This is a genomic window from Enterobacter cloacae complex sp. 2024EL-00227, assembly GCF_043945315.1.
Lineage (GTDB): Bacteria > Pseudomonadota > Gammaproteobacteria > Enterobacterales > Enterobacteriaceae > Enterobacter > Enterobacter roggenkampii.
Window position 1 is genome coordinate 130,228 of the sequence record NZ_JBIMQP010000010.1, and the last position, 22,404, is coordinate 152,631.

The following is a 22,404-nucleotide window of genomic DNA, read 5'->3' on the forward strand; positions in this document are numbered from 1 at the left end:
GTCGATTAAATATCGATATTTGCCGCTTTCAGGGCGTTCTCTTCGATGAAGGCACGACGTGGTTCAACCGCATCGCCCATCAGGGTCGTGAACAGCTGGTCTGCAGCAATCGCGTCCTTAACGGTCACGCGCAGCATGCGGCGGCTTTCCGGATCCATGGTGGTTTCCCACAGCTGCTCCGGGTTCATTTCGCCCAGACCTTTATAGCGCTGGATCGCGAGGCCGCGACGGGACTCTTTCACCAGCCAGTCCAGCGCCTGCTCGAAGCTGGCTACCGGCTGACGACGTTCGCCACGTTCGATGAACGCATCGTCTTCGATCAGGCCTCGCAGCTTCTCGCCGAGCGTGCAGATACGACGGTATTCCGGACCGGTGACAAACTCGTGCTCCAGCGGGTAGTCGGTGTCGACGCCGTGGGTACGCACGCGAACGATCGGCTCGAACTGCCCGTCAGCGTTCTGCTGAACATCGCATTTCCACTGGCTGCCGTGCTGCTCTTTTTCGTTCAGATCGGTCACCAGAGCGTTCACCCAGCGGGTGACGGTCTGCTCGCTGCTCAGATCGGCTTCGGTCAGGGTTGGCTGATAAACCAGCTCCTTCAGCAGCGTTTTCGGATAACGGCGTTCCATACGCGTAATCATTTTCTGCGTGGCGTTGAACTCGGACACCAGACGCTCCAGCGGCTCACCGGCCAGTGCAGGGGCGTGCGAGTTCGCGTGCAGGGTCGCGCCATCAAGCGCGATTGCGATTTGGTACTGATCCATCGCTTCGTCGTCTTTGATGTACTGTTCCTGCTTGCCTTTCTTCACTTTGTACAGCGGCGGCTGGGCAATGTAGACGTGACCACGCTCAACGATTTCAGGCATCTGACGATAGAAGAAGGTCAACAGCAGCGTACGAATGTGCGAGCCGTCGACGTCCGCATCGGTCATGATGATGATGCTGTGGTAGCGCAGTTTGTCCGGGTTGTACTCGTCACGGCCGATGCCGCAGCCCAGCGCGGTGATGAGCGTCGCCACTTCCTGAGAAGAGAGCATCTTGTCGAAACGGGCTTTCTCAACGTTGAGGATTTTACCCTTCAGCGGCAGAATCGCCTGGTTCTTACGGTTACGGCCCTGCTTCGCAGAACCGCCCGCGGAGTCCCCTTCCACGAGGTACAGTTCGGACAGCGCCGGGTCGCGTTCCTGGCAGTCAGCCAGCTTGCCCGGCAGGCCGGCTAAGTCCAGCGCGCCTTTACGACGGGTCATTTCACGGGCTTTACGCGCCGCTTCACGGGCACGCGCCGCATCAATAATTTTGCCCACCACGATTTTCGCGTCGGACGGGTTTTCCAGCAGGTATTCGCTCAGCAGTTCGTTCATCTGCTGCTCAACCGCCGATTTCACCTCGGAAGAGACCAGCTTGTCTTTGGTCTGTGAGGAGAACTTCGGATCCGGCACCTTCACGGAAACCACGGCAATCAGGCCTTCACGGGCATCGTCACCGGTGGCGCTGACTTTCGCTTTCTTGCTGTAGCCTTCTTTGTCCATGTAGGCGTTCAGGGTACGGGTCATCGCCGCACGGAAGCCTGCAAGGTGGGTACCACCGTCACGCTGTGGAATGTTGTTGGTAAAGCAGTAGATGTTTTCCTGGAAACCGTCGTTCCACTGCAGCGCCACTTCAACGCCGATGCCGTCTTTTTCGGTGGAGAAGTAGAAGATATTCGGGTGAATAGGCGTTTTGTTCTTGTTCAGATACTCAACAAACGCCTTGATACCGCCTTCGTAGTGGAAGTGGTCTTCTTTGTTGTCGCGTTTGTCGCGCAGGCGAATCGAGACGCCGGAGTTCAGGAACGACAGTTCACGCAGGCGTTTCGCCAGGATGTCGTACTCGAACTCGGTGACGTTGGTGAAGGTTTCGAGGCTCGGCCAGAAACGCACCATGGTACCGGTTTTGTCGGTTTCGCCAGTAACGGCCAGCGGTGCCTGCGGCACGCCGTGCGTGTAAAGCTGGCGGTGAATTTTGCCTTCGCGCTGGATAACCAGCTCCAGCTTCTGCGACAGGGCGTTTACTACCGAAACACCTACGCCGTGCAGGCCGCCGGAAACTTTATAGGAGTTATCGTCGAACTTACCGCCTGCGTGCAGGACGGTCATGATCACTTCCGCCGCGGAGACGCCCTCTTCCGGGTGAATACCGGTTGGGATACCACGGCCGTCATCGGTGACGGAGACGGAGTTATCCGCATGGATGGTGACCACGATGTCTTTACAGTGACCCGCGAGCGCTTCGTCGATAGCGTTATCTACCACCTCGAATACCATGTGGTGCAGACCGGTGCCGTCATCCGTGTCGCCGATATACATACCCGGGCGCTTACGCACCGCATCCAGCCCTTTCAGGACTTTGATACTGGAGGAGTCATAAGAATTCGACATCAACGTTTCTCGCTCATTTCAACTTGGGTTAATCCGTTATTTTACCCTTTTCCACGGTAAACATCTTCGAATTTTCGTCCGACATGTCCATAACGTGTTCAGCGCTAATGGCGCTGACGAAAACCTGCGACTGCGTGGCTTTTAAGCGGCTGGCAAGCAGCCCGCGCCGCGCGTCGTCAAGTTCCGAGGCAAAATCATCTATCAGGTACAGGCAGCGTCGCCCGCTCTCGCGGGTGAGGAACTCCCCCTGCGCCAGGCGCAACGCACACATCAGGAGCTTGAGCTGCCCGCGCGACAGCGTGTCTTCCACCGGCGCACCGTCGGCACGAATGCGGAAATCCGCCTTGTGCGGGCCGTGCGCGGTGTAGGTCAACATGCGGTCGCGCTCGAAGCTTCTCTCTAACACCTCGGCATAGTCCGTCTCTTTCTCCCAGCCGCGCTGGAAGGAGAAGGTGAGAGAGAACTCGGGTAAAAACTGTTTGCAGGTGTCGGCCATGTCTTCGGCAATACCTGCGCTGTATTCGGCACGCCAGTTGCTGATTTGTTCCGCAAGAGGGATTAACTCCATATCCCACGGACGCAGCTGGGCGTAGCGCGTCACCTGGCGCAACGCGGCGTTACGCTGCTTGAGCAGACGCTTCAGGTTGCTCCAGGCGTTAAAGAATCCGGCTTCGTTGTGAAAGCATCCCCAGTCGAGGAACGCTCTTCTATATTTGGGGCCGCCGTTGAGTAAAGTAAACCCCTCGGGCGTGATCAGCTGCATCGGCATCAGCAGCGCCAGCTCGGCCACCTTGTGGCCGTCGGTACCGTCGATGCGCACCTTGCTGTCGCCCTGCTTGTCTTTGGTCAGGCCGATGGCGGTCTCCCGCTCCTCGCCCTGTAAACGCCCGTGCAGAACAAAAGATTCCTGCTCGTGGCGAATCACGCGACCAATCTGCAAACTGCGAAACGCCCGGCCGTGGCCGAGCGTATAGATGGCTTCCAGCACGCTGGTTTTGCCGCTACCGTTCGCGCCAACCAGGAAATTAAAGCCAGGGGATAAAGCGAGATCCGCGCTTTCGATGTTGCGAAAGTCGCGGATCAACAGACGGGTGAGCGACATTACAGTCTCATTGGCATGACAACATAGGCAGCCGACTGTGATGCGGCATCTTCAATCTGTACGCTCGAAACGGAGTCGGTCAGCAGGATGCGCACGTTCTCGCATTTCAGCGCGTTCAGCACATCCAGCACGTAGCTAACGTTGAAGCCGATTTCCATCTCAGCCCCGGCGTAGGTGACGTCCAGAATCTCTTCTGCCTCTTCCTGCTCCGGGTTGTTGGCGGTGATTTTGATCTGGTTTTCACTCACGTACAGGCGCACGCCGCGGAATTTCTCGTTAGAGAGAATAGCCGCACGCGCAAACGCCTGCTTGAGGCTATCGCAGCCAGCTTCCAGCGTTTTGTCCGGATTCTTCGGCAATACGCGGCGATAATCCGGGAAACGGCCGTCAACCAGCTTCGATGTGAAGACAAAGTCGCCCACGTGAGCGCGGATGTTATTACTGCCGATCTGCACGCGCAGCGGCGTGTCGCCACCGTCGAGCATACGCATCAGCTCAATCACCCCTTTACGCGGCACGATCACCGAATGGTTTGGCAGTGAGTCGCCAATCGGCATGGAACAGACCGCCAGACGGTGGCCGTCGGTCGCCACGGTACGCAGCTCTTCACCTTCGGTTTCGAACAGCATGCCGTTTAAGTAGTAACGAACGTCCTGATGCGCCATGGAGAACTGGGTGGCTTCAATCAGACGCTTCATCGTCGCCTGCGGCAGGGTGAATTCCACTTCGCTCTGCCAGTCGTCCAGGTTCGGGAAGTCTGCTGCAGGCAGCGTGGAGAGCGAGAAACGGCTGCGGCCAGAGCGCACCAGCATACGGTCGCCTTCCAGCTGCACGGCGATTTCAGCGCCTTCCGGCAGCCCGCGGCAGATATCAAAGAATTTACGTGCCGGAACCGTGGTCGCGCCCGCGTCGTGCGGCTGCGTCAGCGTAACGCGCGCGATCATTTCCATTTCCAGATCTGTACCGGTCAGCGACAGCGTACCGTCCGCGACCTGAAGCAGCAGGTTTCCGAGAATAGGCAGCGTTGGGCGGCCGCCTAATGGGCCACTGACCTGTTGCAGCGGTTTTAATAAATGTTCACGTTCAACGGTAAATTTCATAGCGTCACGATGATAATGTTCTGATTAGATTGGAAAAATCTTCTTTTATGTCGTGGCTTTCTTCGCGTAACTGCTCAATCTTGCGACAGGCGTGCAGCACGGTCGTATGGTCACGGCCACCAAACGCATCCCCGATTTCCGGCAGACTGTGGTTGGTTAACTCCTTTGCCAGCGCCATCGCCATCTGACGCGGGCGCGCCACCGAGCGGGAACGACGTTTAGACAGTAAATCTGCCACTTTGATCTTGTAGTACTCTGCCACCGTCTTTTGAATATTGTCGATAGTGACCAGTTTTTCCTGCAATGCCAGCAAATCACGCAGCGCTTCACGCACAAAATCGATGGTGATCGCACGACCGGTAAAGTTGGCATTGGCGATAACGCGGTTCAGTGCCCCTTCCAGCTCACGCACGTTGGAGCGCAGACGCTTGGCAATGAAGAACGCCACTTCACCCGGCAGGCGAATGTCGTTTTCATCGGCTTTCTTCATCAGGATCGCGACGCGGGTTTCCAGCTCCGGTGGCTCGATCGCCACGGTCAGGCCCCAGCCGAAGCGGGATTTCAGACGATCTTCAACGCCGTTGATCTCTTTTGGATAACGATCCGAGGTCAAAATGATCTGCTGATTGCCTTCCAGCAGGGCATTGAAGGTGTGGAAAAATTCTTCCTGCGATCGTTCTTTATTGGCAAAGAACTGAATGTCATCGATCAGCAGCGCGTCAACGGAACGGTAGTAGCGTTTAAACTCTTCGATCGCATTGTTTTGCAGGGCCTTTACCATGTCCTGAACGAAGCGTTCGGAGTGCATATACACCACTTTGGCATTGGGCTTGCGCGCCATAATGCCGTTGCCCACCGCGTGCAGCAGGTGCGTTTTACCGAGACCCGTGCCGCCATACAGGAACAGCGGGTTGTAGGCCCCACCGGGGTTATCAGCAACCTGGCGAGCCGCCGCGCGCGCCAGCTGGTTCGACTTACCTTCAACGAAGTTATCGAACGTGTGTTTGACGTTTACGTTAGAGCGGTAGGTTGGCTCAGCCGGTGCAGGAACATTATCCCAACCCTGACGAGCAGGAGCGACGCGAGGGGCCGGCGCGGGTGCGGCCTGAGCAGGCGCAGCCACATTCACGGTTTCACGTACGGTTTGGGTGACCGGCTTTGTGCCCACTTCAAAGCGCAGCTGTGGGGCATCTGACCCGCAGAAATCGTTCAGCAGTCCATTGATGTTATTAAGGTACTTGTCCCTTACCCAATCGAGCACAAAACGGTTTGGCGCGTACAAAGCCAGCGTGTTATCGCTCAGTTCCGCCTGCAACGGGCGGATCCACATACTGAATTCTGTGGCTGGTAACTCATCCTGCAATCGGGCAAGACACTGCTGCCAAAGCGAAAGTGACACGGCGGACTCCACTCGAACAATAAAAGAAAACTATTGAATATTCATGATTGTTGGCGCACATCGGCATGACCCTGTGTAAAGGGGGACGTGCGAATTGCTATCTGCAATTTATCCTGACCAGGATCCTGGGATCCCGATCGGGACCGCGGATCATAGCCTAAACTGAGCCAGAGATCTTCTGTTTCTCACAGATTCTTCCCGATTTATCCACAGGAAGATCAGAAACCGGTTAAGTGTAAACGATCCTGGCGCGAGTGCCCCACGATTTAGCCCGCATATTGGAAAAATTAATGAGCACAGCCAATTTATTGCTTAAATGATCTAACGAAGATCCGGGACGATCCTTGCGCTTTATCGGTGAGCCCGTATAATCCTCGACCCGGCGCGTGATGCTCATCTTCCTGCGTCGTCCGTTGCTCATTTTCCACGCGAAAACGTGCGGAAATACGCGGGAAATAAGGAAAGAGAATTGACTCCGGAGTGTACAATTATTACAATCCGGCCTCTTTAATCACCCACGCTGAGGCGTTAGTCGTTCGAAACTCGTTCGGGTATACGCAAAAGTCAGTGAATTTATTCAAGTTTAGGTAGAAATCGCCATGAAACGCACTTTTCAACCGTCTGTACTGAAGCGCAACCGTTCTCACGGCTTCCGTGCTCGTATGGCTACTAAAAATGGTCGTCAGGTTCTGGCACGTCGTCGTGCTAAAGGCCGCGCTCGTCTGACCGTTTCCAAGTAATAAAGCTAACCCCTGAGTGGTTAAGCTAGCATTTCCCAGGGAGTTACGTTTGTTAACTCCCGCTCATTTCACTTTCGTCTTCCAGCAGCCACAACGGGCTGGCACGCCGCAAATCACCATCCTCGGCCGCCAAAATTCGCTGGGGCATCCCCGCATCGGTCTCACAGTCGCCAAGAAAAATGTTAAGCGTGCGCATGAACGCAATCGGATTAAACGTCTGACGCGTGAAAGCTTCCGTTTACGTCAGCACGAACTGCCTTCAATGGATTTCGTGGTGGTGGCGAAGAAAGGGGTTGCCGACCTCGATAACCGTGCTCTCTCGGAAGCGTTGGAAAAATTATGGCGCCGCCACTGTCGCCTGGCTCCCGGGTCCTGATAGCCCTCATTCGGGTCTATCAACGCCTGATTAGTCCGCTACTCGGGCCGCACTGCCGTTTCACACCAACATGCTCAAGCTACGGAATTGAGGCATTGCGCAGGTTTGGAGTGATAAAAGGCAGTTGGTTGACGGTGAAACGCGTATTAAAATGCCACCCTTTACACCCCGGTGGAGACGACCCCGTCCCCCCAGGACCCTTTGATACCAGAGAACACTAACGATGGATTCGCAACGCAATCTTCTTATCATCGCTTTGTTGTTCGTGTCTTTCATGATCTGGCAGGCATGGGAGCAGGATAAAAATCCTCAACCCCAGCAGCAGACCACGCAGACTACGACCACCGCAGCGGGTAGCGCCGCCGACCAGGGCGTACCGGCCAGTGGCCAGGGGAAACAGATTACGGTTAAGACCGATGTGCTTGAGCTGACAATCAACACCCGTGGTGGTGATGTTGAGCAGGCGCTGCTGTTGACCTACCCGAAAGAGCTGAAGTCTAACGAACCGTTCCAGTTACTGGAAACCACGCCTGAGTTTATCTACCAGGCGCAGAGCGGCCTGACCGGTCGTGATGGCCCGGATAACCCGGCTAACGGTGCGCGTCCACTGTATAACGTCGAGAACGACACCTTTGTGCTGGCTGATGGCCAGAACGAACTCGTTATCCCGATGACCTATACCGACGCCGCAGGCAACACCTTCACCAAAACCTTCACCCTGAAGCGCGGTGAGTATGCGGTGAACGTGGGCTACAGCGTACAGAACGCCAGCGCGAAACCGCTGGAGCTGTCGACCTTTGGCCAGCTGAAGCAGTCCATCAATCTGCCGTCTCACCGTGACACCGGAAGCAGCAACTTTGCGCTGCACACCTTCCGTGGCGCGGCGTACTCCACGCCTGACGCGAAGTACGAGAAATACAAATTCGACACCATTGCCGATAACGAAAACCTGAACGTCAGCGCTAAAGGCGGTTGGGTGGCGATGCTGCAGCAGTATTTCGCGACGGCGTGGGTGCCAAATAACGACGGTACCAACAACTTCTATACCGCGAACCTGGGTAACGGCCTTGCAGCCATCGGCTATAAATCTCAGCCGGTTCTGGTACAGCCGGGTCAAACCGGTAAGCTCGCCAGCACCCTGTGGGTTGGCCCGGAAATTCAGGACAAAATGGCCGCTGTTGCGCCGCACCTGGATCTGACCGTGGATTACGGTTGGTTGTGGTTCATCTCTCAGCCGCTGTTTAAGCTGCTGAAGTTCATCCACAGCTTCCTGGGTAACTGGGGCTTCTCCATCATCGTTATCACCTTCATCGTTCGTGGCATCATGTACCCGCTGACTAAAGCGCAGTACACCTCCATGGCGAAGATGCGCATGCTGCAGCCGAAGATTCAGGCAATGCGTGAGCGTCTGGGCGATGACAAACAGCGTCAGAGCCAGGAAATGATGGCCCTGTACAAAGCAGAGAAAGTGAACCCACTGGGTGGCTGCTTCCCGCTGCTGATTCAGATGCCAATCTTCCTTGCGCTGTACTACATGCTGATGGGTTCCGTTGAGCTGCGCCATGCGCCGTTCGCGCTGTGGATCCATGACCTGTCCGCACAGGACCCGTACTACATCCTGCCGATCCTGATGGGCGTGACGATGTTCTTCATCCAGAAGATGTCGCCGACCACCGTGACCGACCCGATGCAGCAGAAGATCATGACCTTTATGCCGGTCATCTTCACCGTGTTCTTCCTGTGGTTCCCGTCAGGTCTGGTGCTGTACTATATCGTCAGCAACCTGGTGACCATCATCCAGCAGCAGCTGATTTACCGTGGTCTGGAAAAACGTGGCCTGCATAGCCGCGAAAAGAAAAAGTCCTGATCCGATAAGTTAACGCTAAAATAAGGGCGGTCGATTGACCGCCTTTTTTATTTGTATTGAACGAGAGCAACCATGAGCCATAACGACACTATCGTCGCCCAGGCAACCCCACCGGGACGCGGTGGTGTAGGCATTCTGCGTATCTCCGGCCTGAAGGCACGCGAGGTGGCCGAAGCGGTGCTGGGTAAACTGCCAAAGCCGCGCTACGCTGATTACCTGCCGTTTAAAGATGCCGACGGCACGCCGCTGGACCAGGGCATTGCGCTGTGGTTCCCCGGCCCGAACTCCTTTACCGGTGAAGACGTGCTGGAGCTTCAGGGCCACGGCGGCCCGGTTATCCTCGACCTGCTGTTAAAACGAATCCTGACCCTGCCGGGCCTGCGCATTGCGAAGCCGGGCGAGTTCTCCGAACGTGCCTTCCTCAACGACAAGCTCGACCTGGCGCAGGCTGAGGCCATTGCTGACCTGATCGACGCCAGTTCTGAACAGGCGGCCCGCTCTGCTCTGAACTCGCTGCAGGGCGCATTCTCCGCGCGTGTGAATCACCTCGTGGAAGCACTTACTCACCTTAGGATCTACGTGGAAGCGGCTATCGACTTCCCGGACGAGGAGATCGACTTCCTCTCTGACGGCAAAATCGAAGCCCAGCTCGACCAGGTGATGGCCGATCTCGACGCCGTTCGCGCCGAAGCGCGCCAGGGCAGCCTGCTGCGTGAAGGGATGAAGGTGGTCATTGCCGGACGCCCTAACGCCGGGAAATCGAGCCTGCTGAACGCCCTGGCGGGCCGTGAAGCAGCGATCGTGACCGACATTGCCGGTACCACTCGCGACGTGCTGCGCGAGCACATCCACATCGACGGCATGCCGCTGCACATCATCGATACCGCCGGTCTGCGCGATGCCAGCGACGAAGTTGAGCGCATCGGTATCGAACGCGCCTGGCAGGAGATCGAGCAGGCCGACCGCGTGCTGTTTATGGTGGACGGCACCACGACCGACGCCGTTGACCCGGCAGAGATCTGGCCGGACTTTATTGCCCGTCTGCCGGCAAAACTGCCGATCACCGTGGTGCGTAACAAAGCGGACGTGACCGGCGAAACGCTCGGTATCAGCGATGTGAATGGTCACTCACTGATTCGCCTGTCGGCGCGGACCGGTGAAGGCGTGGACGACCTGCGTAACCATCTCAAGCAGAGCATGGGCTTTGACACCAGCATGGAAGGCGGCTTCCTGGCGCGTCGCCGTCACCTGCAGGCGCTGGAAGAAGCGGCACGCCATCTTGACCAGGGCAAAGCGCAGCTGATTGGCGCGTGGGCAGGTGAACTGCTGGCGGAAGAGCTGCGTCTGGCGCAGCAGAATCTGAGCGAGATCACCGGGGAGTTTACGTCGGACGATCTGCTGGGACGGATCTTCTCGAGCTTCTGCATTGGCAAGTAATTCCCGCTAATCCATGGTGATTTCCTCCTGGGAAATCACCATTGTCCAAATGGCAACTCGCCTAATCCCTTTTCACCCCCTATCCTGCATGCCTGCATCTATGGGGGGTTTATGGCGCGTTTTCTGTTTTGTAGTTTCGCATTAGTTCTGCTTTATCCGTCCGGCATTGATATGTATCTGGTGGGACTACCGCATATCGCCCGCGATCTGGGCGCCAGCGAAGCGCAGCTGCATATTGCGTTTTCGGCCTACCTCGCGGGGATGGCGTCGTCGATGGTCTTTGCCGGGAAGATCGCGGATAAAGCAGGCCGTCAGCCTGTCGCAATCGCCGGTGCCATCGTTTTTGCCCTGGCATCCCTTCTCTGCTCACAGGCGCAAAACAGCACCGTGTTCCTGACCGGGCGCTTTATCCAGGGCATCGGTGCGGGCGGTTGCTACGTGGTGGCGTTTGCCATTTTGCGCGACACCTTAAGCGCCCAGCGTCGCGCCAAAGTGCTGTCGATGCTGAACGGCATTACCTGCATCATCCCGGTGCTGGCCCCGGTCGTGGGCTATCTGATCATGCTGAAATTCCCGTGGCAGAGCCTGTTCTGGACCATGGCGGCGATGGGCGCGCTGGTGTTTGTCCTGTCGATTGCCGTGCTGAAAGAGACCCACCCGGGCTCGCAGAATACCGGCCATACCGCAACCATTCACCCGGCAGAGAAGCTTCTAAACCGCTTTTTCCTCAGCCGTATGACCGTGACCACGTTAAGCGTGGCGGTGATCCTGACCTATGTAAACGTTTCCCCGGTGTTGCTGATGGAGACCATGGGCTTCGATCGCGGTGAGTATTCCACGGTGATGGCATTAACCGCGATGGTCAGTATGGCCGTTTCGTTTTCGACGCCGTTTGCGCTGAATATCTTCCGCCAGCGCACGCTGATGGTGACCTCACAGGTTTTATTCCTTGCCGCAGGCGCGATCCTGGCGACCACCAGCTCACATGCGGTGATGCTGGTGGGCATTACGCTCATTTGCGCCGGGTTCTCGGTTGGCTTTGGCGTGGCGATGAGCCAGGCGCTTGGCCCCTTCTCGCTGCGGGCAGGCGTGGCGAGTTCGGTGCTGGGGATCGCGCAGGTCTGCGGCTCGTCGCTGTGGATTTGGCTGGCGGCAGTCATCGGGCTTAACGCGCTGAATATGCTGATCGGGGTTCTGATTGGCTGTAGCATAGTCTGCATTACCTTACTTATGGTCATCCAGCCCGCGGCGCACTATGAAGAAGCCCATCAGCAGTCTCGATCTTAACCTGTTGCTGTGCCTGCAGCTTTTGCTGCAGGAGCGCAGCGTTACCAAAGCGGCGAAGCGGATGAACGTGACGCCGTCGGCGGTGAGTAAATCGCTGGCCAAGCTGCGCGACTGGTTCGATGACCCGCTGTTTGTCAAAACGCCGTTAGGGCTGCTGCCGACGCCGCTGACGGTGAGCCTGGAGCAGGATCTGGCTGACTGGATGCAAATCGGCAACCAGATCCTCGATAAATTCCATCATGATTCTCCGGGCGGGCTGACGTTCGTGCTGGCCGCGGAAACGCCGCTGATGCTGATCCGCTTCAATACCCTGCTGGAGCAGGTGAACCAGCGCTATCCACAGGCGACGGTGAAAATGCGCCAGTGGGATTACGACTCGCTGGACGCGATTACGCGTGGCGAGGTGGATTTGGGCTTCACCGGGCGTGAAACGCATCCGCGATCCCGCGAGCTGCTTAAGCTGATGCCGTGGTTTATCGACTACGAAATCCTGTTCAGCGACCGCCCCTGCGTCTATCTGCGCGAGGATCATCCAGCGCTTCAGCAAGAGTGGAATCTGGAGACCTTCCTGCGCTATCCCCACATCAGCATCTTCTGGGAACGCAGCGATACCTGGGCGCTTGATGAGGTGTTAAAGGAGATGGGACGCGATCGCACTATCGCCATGAGCCTGCCGGGCTTCGAACAGGCGATGTTTATGGCGGCGCAGCCCGGCCATCACTATATCGCCACCGCCCCGCACTACTGTCACCACTACAATGAACTCCACCAGCGTAAGCTGATCGCGCTTCCGATCCCCATTGATGAGGAGCAGGCGGATAAATTGACCGTGCCCTTCACGCTGATCTGGCATAAACGGAACAGCCATAATCCCAAAATTCTCTGGCTGCGGGAGACCATCAAGGCGCTGTACGGTGCGAGCGATCCAATTTTTGCCTAAGAAAATGTAAAGTTCGGTCCTAAGGCTTCTCTTACTTCCATTTACTGATTAAAACAGGAGGCAAGTTAAGCGATAATCATGTAACCGTTTAACCGATTACGACCATTATCAAGGAGCGAAAAATGGCTACGCACTTTGCAAGAGGGATACTTACAGAAGGACGTCTCGTATCGGCAAGAATTTCTTCAGCCTGTCACCGTGAAGCACTCACGCTTCCGGAGCATCGCAGGTCGCGGTTTTTAGCGTCCCGAGCGCTTCTCGCAGAACTGATGTTTATGCTGTACGGCACCAGCGAGCTGCCGGACATCATTACCCAGCCAGAAGGCCGCCCGGTCTTTGCGGACCCGGAGCTCCCTCGTTTTTCCATTGCCTACACGGGCAATATCATTGGGGTCGCGCTGACCACCGAAGGGGACTGTGGGCTCGATATGGAGCTTCAGCGCGCGACGCGCAGCTTCCACGGTGGTAACGCGCATGAAGACTATCCGCTCTCCAGCAATGAGAAGCTGTGGGTACGCAACCAGAACGATCCTGTTGAAGCCAGAGCCCAGCTAATTACCCTGCGCCAGAGCATTCGCAAGCTCTGCGGATGCGCCTCAGACGACGCCAGCCTGCTGCAACTGTTGCCTGGCTCCGGACGTCTGCGCGCCACCCAGGCCACGCTGGTAGAAGCGCTCTGCGACGCGGAGGATGTGCTCATCTGGTCCATCGCGGTGACCCCCGCCATCGAACGCATGAAAATCTGGGAATTTGACAGTCAACAGGGATGGCGTAGCCTTCCTGATGTGCCCGAGCGCGCCAACGAGCCCGCCGCACGTCTGATGCGATTAACCAGTTTACCGGCAGAAAAAGCATTCACCCTTAGCTGATCCAATCAGGGTCATCATGATGAAACAGGAGTAATCATGTCTGATACGTTGAAAGTTGTTACGTTACTGGGAAGCCTGCGCAAAGGTTCATTTAACGGGATGGTAGCCCGCACGCTGCCACAGCTGGCGCCTGCAGGTATGGAAATTAGCGCCCTGCCGTCTATTGGCGATATTCCGCTTTATGATGCTGACGTACAGCAGGAAGAAGGGTTCCCGCAGAGCGTTGAGGCGCTGGCAGAGCAGATTCGCCAGGCTGACGGCGTGGTCATCGTCACGCCAGAGTACAACTACTCTGTACCCGGTGGTCTGAAGAATGCCATCGACTGGCTGTCCCGTTTACCTGAGCAGCCGCTGTCAGGCAAACCGGTGCTGATCCAGACCAGCTCCATGGGCGCGATTGGCGGCGCGCGCTGCCAGTATCACCTGCGTCAGATCCTGGTCTTCCTCGATGCGATGGTGATGAACAAGCCGGAATTTATGGGCGGAGTGATTCAGAACAAGGTCGACCCGCAAACGGGTGAGGTGGTGGATCAGAGCACGCGCGATCATCTGTCTGGCCAGCTGACGGCGTTCGGGGATTATATTAAGCGGGTTAAAGCCTGATAAAAAAGCCCGGTGGCGCTAGCGCTTACCGGGCCTACACTCGTCAGTAGGTCAGGTAAGCGAAGCGCCACCTGACACCACAAACCGCACCTTAGTGCGCGTCAATAAACACAATCTTCAGTACAAACAGCAGCGCCACAACGATGACGCACGGGCTGAGGTCGCGGAAGCGGCCGGTACCGATCTTCATTACGCAGTAAGAGATAAAGCCCAGCGCGATACCTTCGGTAATCGAGAAGCTGAACGGCATCATCACGGCGGTAATAAACGCCGGCACCGCTTCGGTTAAATCATCCCACTTCACGCGCGACAGGCTGGAGGTCATCAGCACACCCACGTAGATCAGCGCGCCGGCTGCAGCGTACGGAGGCACCATGCCCGCCAGCGGCGAGAGGAAGATCACCAGCAGGAACAGAATACCCACGACAACCGCCGTCAGGCCGGTACGGCCACCCACAGAAACCCCGGAAGAGGATTCGATGTAAGCGGTCACAGACGAGGTCCCGATAAATGAGCCGGTCACAGAGGAGATACTGTCCACAAACAGCGCCTGCTTCATGCGCGGGAATTTGCCTTTCTCATCTGCCAGACCCGCTTTGTCGGTCACGCCGATCAGCGTACCGGAGGAGTCGAAGAGGTTCACCAGCATGAAGGAGAAAATCACGCCCGCCAGGCCCAGGTTCAGGGAACCCGCCAGATCAACATGGCCAACAACGGTAGAGACGCTCGGTGGCGCGGAAACGATGCCGTTATAGTGAACGTCGCCCAGCATCCAGCCCAGCAGCGTGGTCACCACGATGGAGACCAGCACCGCCGCATGAATATTGCGGGAAGCCAGGATAGCGATGATAAAGAAGCCCAGCACGCCCAGCAGCACGTTATGAGAGGTCAGGTGACCGATGCTCACCAGCGTATCCGGGTTCGCCACGATGACACCGGCGTTTTTCAGCCCCATCATCCCGATAAACAGACCGATACCGCTGGTGATGCCCACGCGCAGGCTCACGGGAATGTTCGCAATCATCCAGTAACGCACGCGGAAAATGGTCAGCAGCAGCAGGCCAATCGCACCCCAGAAGATGGCGCCCATACCCACCTGCCACGGCAGCCCCATCGCCTGAACCACCACGAAGGCAAAGAACGCATTCAGACCCATCGCCGGGGCCAGCGCGACCGGCAGGTTAGCGAACACACCCATCAGAATGCTGCCGAGGGCCGCGATCAGACAGGTAGTCACGAAGACGGCGCTGGTATCCATGCCAGCAACGCCCAGAATTTGAGGGTTAACAAAAACGATATAGACCATCGTCAGGAAGGTGGTGAAACCGGCGATCACTTCGGTGCGTGCCGTCGTGCCGTGCTCGCGCAGTTTAAACACGCGCTCAAGCAGACCCTGACCAGATGTCTGGGTAGTGTGTTGTTGACTCATCATCAATTTCCGAACAAGGAGGGAAAATTCGTCGCTATCCTATACCAAAATGCGACAATAGTGGCGGTTACGTGATACTTTTTTCATTGAATTTGCTTATACGGCAACGATTGCGTTCCGGTGAACTGCCGTACGTAAACGTTAAACTGGTTAAAAGGGAAAGGCATGTCCGGAATTGAAGCGGTATTTTTCGACTGCGACGGTACGCTGGTCGACAGTGAGGTCATTTGTTCCCGCGCGTATGTCGCCATGTTCCAGGAATTTGGCATTACGCTGGAACTCGACGAGGTGTTTAAGCGCTTTAAGGGCGTGAAGCTCTACGAGATCATCGACATCATTAACGAAGAACACGGCGTCGTTCTGGATAAAACGGCTCTGGAACCGGTGTATCGCGCCGAGGTTGCACGCCTGTTCGATTCGGAGCTGGAGGTGATTCCGGGCGCAAACGCGCTGCTGGATGCCATGACAGTGCCGATCTGCGTGGTCTCCAACGGGCCTGTCAGCAAAATGCAGCACTCGCTCGGCAAGCTTGAGATGCTGCACCACTTCCCGGAAAAACTGTTCAGCGGCTACGATATCCAGCGCTGGAAGCCGGACCCGGCACTGATGTTTCATGCGGCAAAGGCGATGAACGTTAACGTAGAGCACTGCATTCTGGTGGATGACTCGTCTGCGGGCGCGCAGTCGGGGATTGATGCGGGAATGGAGGTGTTTTACTTCTGCGCCGACCCGCACAACAAGCCGATCGATCATCCAAAAGTCACGACCTTCACCGATCTGGCGCAGCTACCCGCGCTGTGGAAGGCGCGCGGGTGGAATATTACGCGTTAACCGCCCCTCCCGGCAGGGAGGGGGACAGGTTTATCTGAAGAGCTTTTGAACAAACTCAGCATAGGCCGGACGCCAGACGTCCATTTCGTGATTCAGACCGGGGTACATTTTATAGTCGAATTTGATGCCCTGCTTTTCCAGCTCCGCTTTCAGACCGGCGATATCTTTGCCGGTCACCGAATCGCGCTCTCCCACAACGACGGTGAAGTTATGCAGCTGCCGGTTAATGGCCTCAGGCTGCTTAAAGCGTGCGGCCACGCCTTCGTCAGGCACGGTTGTCGTGGTAACGCCGCTGAACGTTCCCAGCCAGCCGAAGCTCTCCAGATGATTCATCCCGGAGACCAGCGCCTGATAACCGCCCTGTGACAATCCCGCCAGTGCCCGGCCTGCCGCATCTTTACGCACGTTGAAGCGTGTATCCACCAGCGGAATAATCTCGCTCATCAGTTCACGGTCTGCGGCTTTCGCATTGAGCGGATAGAAAGACTTCCGTCGTTCTACCGGTGGGAAGTTCTCGGGGATGGCCTCAGTGCTCTCCGTCTCGGTGTCGGGTACCACCACCAGCATCGGTTTGATTTTCCCTTCGGCCATCAGGTTATCCATGATTTGCGGCAGACGGCCCTGGTCGATGGCCGAAAGCCCGGTATCCCCAAAACCATGGTAGAAGTAGAGCACCGGTAAGGGTTCCCCTGTGCCGTTGTAGCCAGGGGGAGTCCATACATAGATGCGGCGCTCTGACTTGAGCGACGGGGAGTGCCAGGTCAAGGTCGTCAAATCGCCATGCGGTACAGGACGATCGTCGAGAATACTGCCCGGAACCAGAATCAGGCTGGTGTTCACCTGCCGCTGGGGTTTTTGATAGCGGCTTCCCGTGTCAACTGAACGGAAACCATCGATGTCGAAATAATATTCATAGAGATTCGGGGCCATCGGCTCGCTTTTCCATGACCAGACGCCATTTTTCTCTTTCGTCATATCATGGGAAACCTGGCTTTCAGGCATTGACCCCGTCACCACGGAGACTCGCGTTGCGCCGGGTGCAAACAGGCGAAACGTAATGCTTTTATCCGCATTAACCTGGGTCACATAGCGGCTGACCGGGGTAGTCTGGTCAGGTGTGACCGGCAACGGTGCGGCAATCACGTCTGTTCCAGTACCGATCCCGATGCTGATGGCCATCGCCAGGCACGCTAATGAATTTTTCATATACCATCCTTTGCTGTTTTTTCGTCTCACGTTAGCGCGTTTCGAACGTCAGGCAACGGATGAAGGGGAAAATTGTGATTACACTAGAAATAACAACGCCGGTGAGTACCGGCGTTGTTATCAGATGACAGGATTACTCTTTCGGATCTTTACCCGCCAGCAGCTTGTCCAGCTCGTCGCCGCCCACGTGACGGAAGTCCTGACCCTTCACGAAGTAGAAAATGTATTCGCAAATGTTCTGACAGCGGTCACCGATACGCTCGATGGAGCGCGCGCAGAACAGGGCCGTCAGCACGCTCGGGATCGTGCGGGAATCTTCCATCATGTAGGTCATCAGCTGGCGCACGATGCCTTCATACTCCTGATCGACCTTCTTGTCTTCACGGTAGATACGCACCGCTTCGTCCAGATCCATCCGCGCAAAGGCATCCAGCACGTCGTGCAGCATCTGCACGGTGTGGCGGCCCAGTGACTCCAGGCTGACCAGCAGCGGCTGATGCTGCTGCGAAAACTTCTCCAGCGCGGTGCGGCAGATTTTATCGGCGACGTCACCAATACGTTCCAGCTCGGCGATGGTTTTGATGATCGCCATCACCAGACGCAGGTCGCTCGCCGTCGGCTGACGTTTCGCGATAATGCGCACGCAGGCTTCGTCGATAGCCACTTCCATCATGTTGACGTTTTTATCGCCTTCAATGACGCGCTTCGCCAGCTCGCTGTCCTGGTTGTGCATCGCCGTAATCGCATCAGAAAGCTGCTGCTCGACCATGCCGCCCATGGTCATCACCTGGGTGCGAATGCTTTCCAGCTCTGCGTTGAACTGGCCGGAAATGTGTTTATTAAGATTGAGGTTGTCCATGGTTTCTCCACATGCACTAAGGCAAATCAACCGTAGCGGCCAGTAATATAATCTTCGGTTTGTTTCTTCGCGGGCTTAGTGAACAGATCGTCCGTGTTACTGAACTCAATCAATTCACCCAGGTACATAAACGCCGTGTGATCGGAGCAACGCGCAGCCTGCTGCATGTTGTGGGTCACGATAACCACGGTGTAATCCTGCTTCAGCTCGGTGATCAGTTCTTCAATACGACCGGTTGAAATCGGGTCCAGCGCTGAACACGGCTCATCCAGCAGCAACACTTCCGGGCGAATGGCAATACCGCGCGCAATGCACAGACGCTGCTGCTGACCACCGGAGAGAGAGTACCCGCTCTGGTGCAACTTATCTTTGGTTTCGTTCCATAATGCGGCCTTGGTCAAAGCCCACTGCACGCGCTCATCCATATCGGCACGGGAGAGCTTTTCAAACAGGCGAACGCCAAAGGCGATGTTGTCATAAATGGACATCGGGAACGGCGTGGGTTTCTGGAACACCATCCCCACTTTCGCGCGCAGCAGGGCGATATCCTGAGCCTGGGTCAGAATGTTTTCGCCGTCGAGGATGATTTCCCCTTCAGCACGCTGCTCCGGATAGAGCGAATACATTTTGTTAAAGGTACGCAGCAGCGTGGATTTCCCACAGCCGGACGGACCGATAAATGCCGTGACCTGGTTCTTCGCGATATCCAGGTTGATGTTCTTCAGGGCATGGAATTTGCCGTAGTAGAAGTTCAAATCACGAACCTGAATCTTACCCGGGGCAGTATCAACCATACTCATTGACTCATTTCCTCATTCGGCGCCGCGAGCTGCCGCGCCGTAAAAAATTAACCGTGTTTCTTCTTCGCGAAAATGACGCGCGCCAGAATGTTCAGCAACAGTACGCAAAGGGTAATGATCAGCACCCCGGCCCAGGCCAGCTGCTGCCATTCCGCGAAGGGGCTCATCGCAAATTTAAAGATCGTCACCGGCAGGTTGGCGATCGGCTGCATCATGTCCGTGCTCCAGAACTGGTTGGAGAGGGACGTAAACAGCAGCGGCGCCGTTTCACCCGCAATACGCGCCACCGCCAGCAGGATACCGGTCATGATCCCGGAGACCGACGCCTTCAGCGTAATCGCAGAGATCATCTTCCATTTTGGCGTACCCAGCGCGTAAGCCGCTTCACGCAGGCTGTCCGGTACCAGTTTTAGCATGTTCTCGGTGGTTCGAATCACAATCGGCACCTGCAGCAGCGCCAGCGCAATCACACCCGCCCAGCCGGAGAAGTGTTCCATCTGCGCCACCACGACGGTGTAAACGAACAGACCCACGACGATAGACGGGGCTGACAGCAAAATGTCGTTAATGAAACGAATCACTTCCGCCAGCAAGGATTTACGACCGTATTCTGCCAGGTAGATGCCCGCCATGATGCCCAGCGGCGTGCCGAAGACCGTGGCCCAGAGGATCAGCAATCCGCTGCCCGCCAGGGCATTCGCCAGGCCACCACCCGCCGTGTTCGGCGGCGGCGTCATTTCGGTGAACAGCGAGAGTGACATTCCGTCAATCCCGCGAACGACCGTTGAGAAGAGGATCCAGACAAGCCAGAACAGACCGAATGCCATCGTCGCCATAGAGAGCGTCAGGGCAATGCGGTTTTTCATGCGGCGTCTGGCCTGCATTTTGCGGCGGGATTCCGCCAGTTCAGCAGTAGCTTGCATTTCGAGAGTGGCCATTAGCGTGCTCCCTCATTTTTAGCGAGACGCATAATCATCAGCTTGGAAATCGCCAGAACAATGAAGGTAATAACGAACAGAATCAGACCCAGCTCCATCAGCGCCGCGACGTGCAGGCCGGATTCCGCTTCCGCAAACTCATTCGCCAGTGCAGAGGTAATACTGTTACCCGGCATATAAAGCGACGCGCTGTCGAGCTGATAGGTGTTACCGATGATGAAGGTGACCGCCATGGTTTCACCCAGAGCACGACCCAGGCCCAGCATCACGCCCCCGATCACCCCATTTTTGGTGAACGGAAGGACAATGCGCCAGATCACTTCCCAGGTGGTGCAGCCGATGCCGTAGGCCGACTCTTTCATCATCACCGGCGTTTGTTCGAACACATCGCGCATCACCGCCGCAATGTACGGAATAATCATGATGGCGAGGATCACACCCGCCGCCAGAATGCCGATACCGAAAGCCGGGCCGGAGAACAGGGCCCCCACAAACGGAATGGCAGAGAGGACGTTACCCACCGGTTCCTGGAAGTACGTGGCGAACAGCGGCGCAAAGATAAACAGGCCCCACATGCCGTAGACGATACTTGGGATGGCCGCCAGCAGTTCGATGGCGATACCCAATGGGCGACGCAGCCAGCCCGGCGCCAGCTCCGTCAGGAACAGGGCGATACCGAAACTTACCGGAACCGCAATCAGCAGGGCGATGAACGAGGTCACCAGCGTGCCGTAAATCGGCACCAGTGCACCGTAGATATCGTTCGGCGCATCCCACTCTTTACTCCACAGGAAGGAGAAACCGAATTTCTGAATGCTCGGCCAGGAGGAGAAAATCAGAGACACGATAATGCCGCCCAGCAGCAATAGCACAATCAGCGCAGCCAGTTTGACCAGCGCGCTGAAAATCATGTCACCTTTTTTACCCGGAGGGTTAAATGCAGGCTTGGTTGCAGCCATAAATTACTCTTCTGTTTGAGACGTTTTTACGAATATGCCCGGTGGCGCTGACGCTTACCGGGCCTACAGAGTAAACCGTAGGGCGGGTAAGCGCAGCGCCACCCGCCATCTTCGTTAAATATATCCTGTTAGTACAGCGCTTTACCGCTGCTGTCTTTCACGTTGGTTTTCCATGCAGCGCGAATCTGCTCAACCACGTTGTCTGGCAGGGTGGCGTAATCCAGAGCGTTAGCCTGTTTGCCGCCGTTTTTGTATGCCCAGTCGAAGAACTTCAGCACTTCAGCGCCCTGTTCAGGTTTCTTCTGCTCTTTGTGCACCAGGATGAAGGTGGTAGAGGTGATTGGCCACGCCCCTTCGCCCTTCTGGTTAGTCAGATCCTGCGCGAAGGATTTGCTCCAGTCAGCGCCTTTGGCGGCGTTAGCAAAGTTCTCTTCGGTCGGGCTAACCGGTTTGCCGTCGGCAGACACCAGTTTGGTGTAGGACAGGTTGTTCTGCTTCGCGTACGCATACTCTACGTAGCCGATGGAGCCAGGCAGACGCTGTACGAACGCGGCGATACCGTCATTACCTTTACCGCCCAGACCGGTAGGCCAGTTAACGGTAGAGCCGGAGCCGACTTTAGATTTCCACTCTTCGTTCACTTTCGCCAGGTAGCTGGTGAACACGAAAGAGGTACCGGAACCATCCGCGCGGCGAACCACGGCGATGTTCTGAGAAGGCAGCTTCAGGCCTGGGTTGAGTTTGGCGATCGCTTCGTCATCCCATTTTTTGATTTTGCCCAGATAGATGTCACCCAGGGTTTTGCCGTCCAGCACCAACTCACCCGACTTCACGCCCGGCAGGTTGATCGCCAGAACCACGCCACCGATCACGGTAGGGAACTGGAACAGGCCTTCCTGAGCCAGTTTGTCATCAGACAGCGGAGCATCTGATGCGCCGAAATCAACCGTGTTCGCGGTAATTTGTTTTACGCCACCGGAGGAGCCGATACCCTGATAGTTAACCTTGTTACCGGTTTCTTTCTGGTAGGTATCCGCCCATTTGGCATACACCGGCGCAGGGAAGGTTGCACCAGCGCCAGTCAGGCTTGCTTCTGCAAATACAGAGAACGCGCTCAGAGATAAGGTCGCGGCGACAACAGTTGCGACAGTGGTACGCATAACTTTCATAATGTCTCCTGCAAGATTTTCGTAAATCGTTGTTTAGTGGCTACGATGAGCAAAATAGGACAAACAGGTGACAGAT

At 56.4% G+C, this 22,404-nt stretch carries 21 protein-coding genes; 10 read left to right on the forward strand and 11 right to left on the reverse strand.

Features of this window, described 5'->3' with window-relative positions; all coding sequences use genetic code 11:
- Positions 1-5: 5 nt before the first annotated feature.
- The 4 genes from gyrB to dnaA are packed head-to-tail and all read right to left on the reverse strand — an operon-like array spanning position 6 to position 6,018.
- Entirely contained in the window at positions 6-2,417 is a 2,412-nt protein-coding gene (gene gyrB, locus ACHH0Z_RS17845; protein WP_008500168.1) for a DNA topoisomerase (ATP-hydrolyzing) subunit B, read from the reverse strand.
- 28 nt (positions 2,418-2,445) lie between these two features.
- A complete protein-coding gene (gene recF / locus ACHH0Z_RS17850; protein WP_008500169.1) occupies positions 2,446-3,519 on the reverse strand; it encodes a DNA replication/repair protein RecF in 1,074 nt (357 codons plus the stop codon).
- On the reverse strand, positions 3,519-4,619 hold the full coding sequence (dnaN, locus tag ACHH0Z_RS17855) for a DNA polymerase III subunit beta (RefSeq protein ID WP_008500170.1): 1,101 nt from the start codon (positions 4,617-4,619) through the stop codon (positions 3,519-3,521). Before dnaN ends, recF begins: the two co-directional genes overlap by 1 nt.
- Positions 4,620-4,623: 4 nt before the next feature.
- Positions 4,624-6,018, reverse strand: coding sequence for a chromosomal replication initiator protein DnaA (gene dnaA, locus ACHH0Z_RS17860; RefSeq protein ID WP_010426558.1), 1,395 nt, complete (start codon positions 6,016-6,018; stop codon positions 4,624-4,626).
- Between the two features lie 599 nt (positions 6,019-6,617).
- Here dnaA and rpmH point away from each other — a divergent pair.
- From rpmH to ACHH0Z_RS17905, 9 genes are all read left to right on the forward strand, one after another.
- The gene (gene rpmH / locus ACHH0Z_RS17865) at positions 6,618-6,758 is read left to right on the forward strand and encodes a 50S ribosomal protein L34 (protein WP_000831330.1); all 141 of its coding nucleotides are present in this window, start codon (positions 6,618-6,620) and stop codon (positions 6,756-6,758) included.
- A gap of 16 nt (positions 6,759-6,774) precedes the next feature.
- The gene (gene rnpA, locus ACHH0Z_RS17870; RefSeq protein WP_021242673.1) at positions 6,775-7,134 is read left to right on the forward strand and encodes a ribonuclease P protein component; all 360 of its coding nucleotides are present in this window, start codon (positions 6,775-6,777) and stop codon (positions 7,132-7,134) included.
- Positions 7,098-7,355, forward strand: coding sequence for a membrane protein insertion efficiency factor YidD (gene yidD / locus ACHH0Z_RS17875; RefSeq protein WP_001307474.1), 258 nt, complete (start codon positions 7,098-7,100; stop codon positions 7,353-7,355). The genes rnpA and yidD overlap by 37 nt, the downstream gene beginning before the upstream one ends.
- A 2-nt stretch (positions 7,356-7,357) precedes the next feature.
- Positions 7,358-9,001 carry a membrane protein insertase YidC gene (yidC, locus tag ACHH0Z_RS17880; RefSeq protein ID WP_008500173.1) on the forward strand — a complete coding sequence of 548 codons (1,644 nt, stop codon included), beginning with the start codon at positions 7,358-7,360 and terminating at the stop codon, positions 8,999-9,001.
- 72 nt (positions 9,002-9,073) lie between these two features.
- Positions 9,074-10,438 carry a tRNA uridine-5-carboxymethylaminomethyl(34) synthesis GTPase MnmE gene (mnmE, locus tag ACHH0Z_RS17885; protein ID WP_025910754.1) on the forward strand — a complete coding sequence of 455 codons (1,365 nt, stop codon included), beginning with the start codon at positions 9,074-9,076 and terminating at the stop codon, positions 10,436-10,438.
- 111 nt (positions 10,439-10,549) lie between these two features.
- On the forward strand, positions 10,550-11,725 hold the full coding sequence (locus tag ACHH0Z_RS17890; protein WP_045406853.1) for an MFS transporter: 1,176 nt from the start codon (positions 10,550-10,552) through the stop codon (positions 11,723-11,725).
- Positions 11,694-12,665: an HTH-type transcriptional regulator YidZ gene (gene yidZ / locus ACHH0Z_RS17895; RefSeq protein ID WP_008500176.1), complete on the forward strand. Its 972-nt coding sequence runs from the start codon at positions 11,694-11,696 to the stop codon at positions 12,663-12,665. Before ACHH0Z_RS17890 ends, yidZ begins: the two co-directional genes overlap by 32 nt.
- 122 nt (positions 12,666-12,787) lie before the next feature.
- A complete protein-coding gene (locus ACHH0Z_RS17900; RefSeq protein WP_032654285.1) occupies positions 12,788-13,534 on the forward strand; it encodes a 4'-phosphopantetheinyl transferase superfamily protein in 747 nt (248 codons plus the stop codon).
- Positions 13,535-13,570: 36 nt separating this feature from the next.
- Positions 13,571-14,137, forward strand: a complete 567-nt coding sequence (locus ACHH0Z_RS17905; RefSeq protein WP_014833835.1) for an NADPH-dependent FMN reductase — start codon at positions 13,571-13,573, stop codon at positions 14,135-14,137.
- Between the two features lie 91 nt (positions 14,138-14,228).
- Here ACHH0Z_RS17905 and adeP read toward each other — a convergent pair whose 3' ends face one another.
- The gene (adeP, locus tag ACHH0Z_RS17910; protein ID WP_139152656.1) at positions 14,229-15,566 is read right to left on the reverse strand and encodes an adenine permease AdeP; all 1,338 of its coding nucleotides are present in this window, start codon (positions 15,564-15,566) and stop codon (positions 14,229-14,231) included.
- Positions 15,567-15,731: 165 nt separating this feature from the next.
- Between adeP and yieH the strand changes: the two genes are divergently transcribed.
- Entirely contained in the window at positions 15,732-16,397 is a 666-nt protein-coding gene (gene yieH / locus ACHH0Z_RS17915) for a 6-phosphogluconate phosphatase (protein ID WP_023326368.1), read from the forward strand.
- Between the two features lie 30 nt (positions 16,398-16,427).
- Here the strand turns inward: yieH and ACHH0Z_RS17920 are convergent, their stop codons facing one another.
- From ACHH0Z_RS17920 to pstS, 6 genes are all read right to left on the reverse strand, one after another.
- A complete protein-coding gene (locus ACHH0Z_RS17920; RefSeq protein ID WP_102046727.1) occupies positions 16,428-17,576 on the reverse strand; it encodes an esterase in 1,149 nt (382 codons plus the stop codon).
- Between the two features lie 160 nt (positions 17,577-17,736).
- Positions 17,737-18,462 (reverse strand): phosphate signaling complex protein PhoU, encoded by a 726-nt coding sequence (phoU, locus tag ACHH0Z_RS17925; RefSeq protein ID WP_008500182.1) that lies wholly within the window; start codon positions 18,460-18,462, stop codon positions 17,737-17,739.
- A 26-nt stretch (positions 18,463-18,488) separates the two neighbouring features.
- The gene (gene pstB, locus ACHH0Z_RS17930; RefSeq protein ID WP_008500183.1) at positions 18,489-19,262 is read right to left on the reverse strand and encodes a phosphate ABC transporter ATP-binding protein PstB; all 774 of its coding nucleotides are present in this window, start codon (positions 19,260-19,262) and stop codon (positions 18,489-18,491) included.
- A 47-nt stretch (positions 19,263-19,309) separates the two neighbouring features.
- The gene (gene pstA / locus ACHH0Z_RS17935) at positions 19,310-20,200 is read right to left on the reverse strand and encodes a phosphate ABC transporter permease PstA (RefSeq protein WP_008500184.1); all 891 of its coding nucleotides are present in this window, start codon (positions 20,198-20,200) and stop codon (positions 19,310-19,312) included.
- Positions 20,200-21,159: a phosphate ABC transporter permease PstC gene (pstC, locus tag ACHH0Z_RS17940; protein WP_008500185.1), complete on the reverse strand. Its 960-nt coding sequence runs from the start codon at positions 21,157-21,159 to the stop codon at positions 20,200-20,202. The genes pstA and pstC overlap by 1 nt, the downstream gene beginning before the upstream one ends.
- 128 nt (positions 21,160-21,287) lie before the next feature.
- Positions 21,288-22,328: a phosphate ABC transporter substrate-binding protein PstS gene (gene pstS / locus ACHH0Z_RS17945; RefSeq protein ID WP_008500186.1), complete on the reverse strand. Its 1,041-nt coding sequence runs from the start codon at positions 22,326-22,328 to the stop codon at positions 21,288-21,290.
- Positions 22,329-22,404: the final 76 nt, after the last annotated feature.

Bases quoted from the DNA above. Each gene is read 5' to 3' on its own strand.
- gyrB (WP_008500168.1), bottom strand. From the start codon at position 2,417: ATGTCGAATTCTTATGACTCCTCCAGTATCAAAGTCCTGAAAGGGCTG.
- recF (WP_008500169.1), bottom strand. From the start codon at position 3,519: ATGTCGCTCACCCGTCTGTTGATCCGCGACTTTCGCAACATCGAAAGC.
- dnaN (WP_008500170.1), bottom strand. From the start codon at position 4,619: ATGAAATTTACCGTTGAACGTGAACATTTATTAAAACCGCTGCAACAG.
- rpmH (WP_000831330.1), top strand. From the start codon at position 6,618: ATGAAACGCACTTTTCAACCGTCTGTACTGAAGCGCAACCGTTCTCAC.
- yidD (WP_001307474.1), top strand. From the start codon at position 7,098: ATGGCGCCGCCACTGTCGCCTGGCTCCCGGGTCCTGATAGCCCTCATT.
- yidC (WP_008500173.1), top strand. From the start codon at position 7,358: ATGGATTCGCAACGCAATCTTCTTATCATCGCTTTGTTGTTCGTGTCT.
- mnmE (WP_025910754.1), top strand. From the start codon at position 9,074: ATGAGCCATAACGACACTATCGTCGCCCAGGCAACCCCACCGGGACGC.
- ACHH0Z_RS17890 (WP_045406853.1), top strand. From the start codon at position 10,550: ATGGCGCGTTTTCTGTTTTGTAGTTTCGCATTAGTTCTGCTTTATCCG.
- yidZ (WP_008500176.1), top strand. From the start codon at position 11,694: ATGAAGAAGCCCATCAGCAGTCTCGATCTTAACCTGTTGCTGTGCCTG.
- ACHH0Z_RS17900 (WP_032654285.1), top strand. From the start codon at position 12,788: ATGGCTACGCACTTTGCAAGAGGGATACTTACAGAAGGACGTCTCGTA.
- ACHH0Z_RS17905 (WP_014833835.1), top strand. From the start codon at position 13,571: ATGTCTGATACGTTGAAAGTTGTTACGTTACTGGGAAGCCTGCGCAAA.
- adeP (WP_139152656.1), bottom strand. From the start codon at position 15,566: ATGAGTCAACAACACACTACCCAGACATCTGGTCAGGGTCTGCTTGAG.
- yieH (WP_023326368.1), top strand. From the start codon at position 15,732: ATGTCCGGAATTGAAGCGGTATTTTTCGACTGCGACGGTACGCTGGTC.
- ACHH0Z_RS17920 (WP_102046727.1), bottom strand. From the start codon at position 17,576: ATGGCCATCAGCATCGGGATCGGTACTGGAACAGACGTGATTGCCGCA.
- phoU (WP_008500182.1), bottom strand. From the start codon at position 18,462: ATGGACAACCTCAATCTTAATAAACACATTTCCGGCCAGTTCAACGCA.
- pstB (WP_008500183.1), bottom strand. From the start codon at position 19,262: ATGAGTATGGTTGATACTGCCCCGGGTAAGATTCAGGTTCGTGATTTG.
- pstA (WP_008500184.1), bottom strand. From the start codon at position 20,200: ATGGCCACTCTCGAAATGCAAGCTACTGCTGAACTGGCGGAATCCCGC.
- pstC (WP_008500185.1), bottom strand. From the start codon at position 21,159: ATGGCTGCAACCAAGCCTGCATTTAACCCTCCGGGTAAAAAAGGTGAC.
- pstS (WP_008500186.1), bottom strand. From the start codon at position 22,328: ATGAAAGTTATGCGTACCACTGTCGCAACTGTTGTCGCCGCGACCTTA.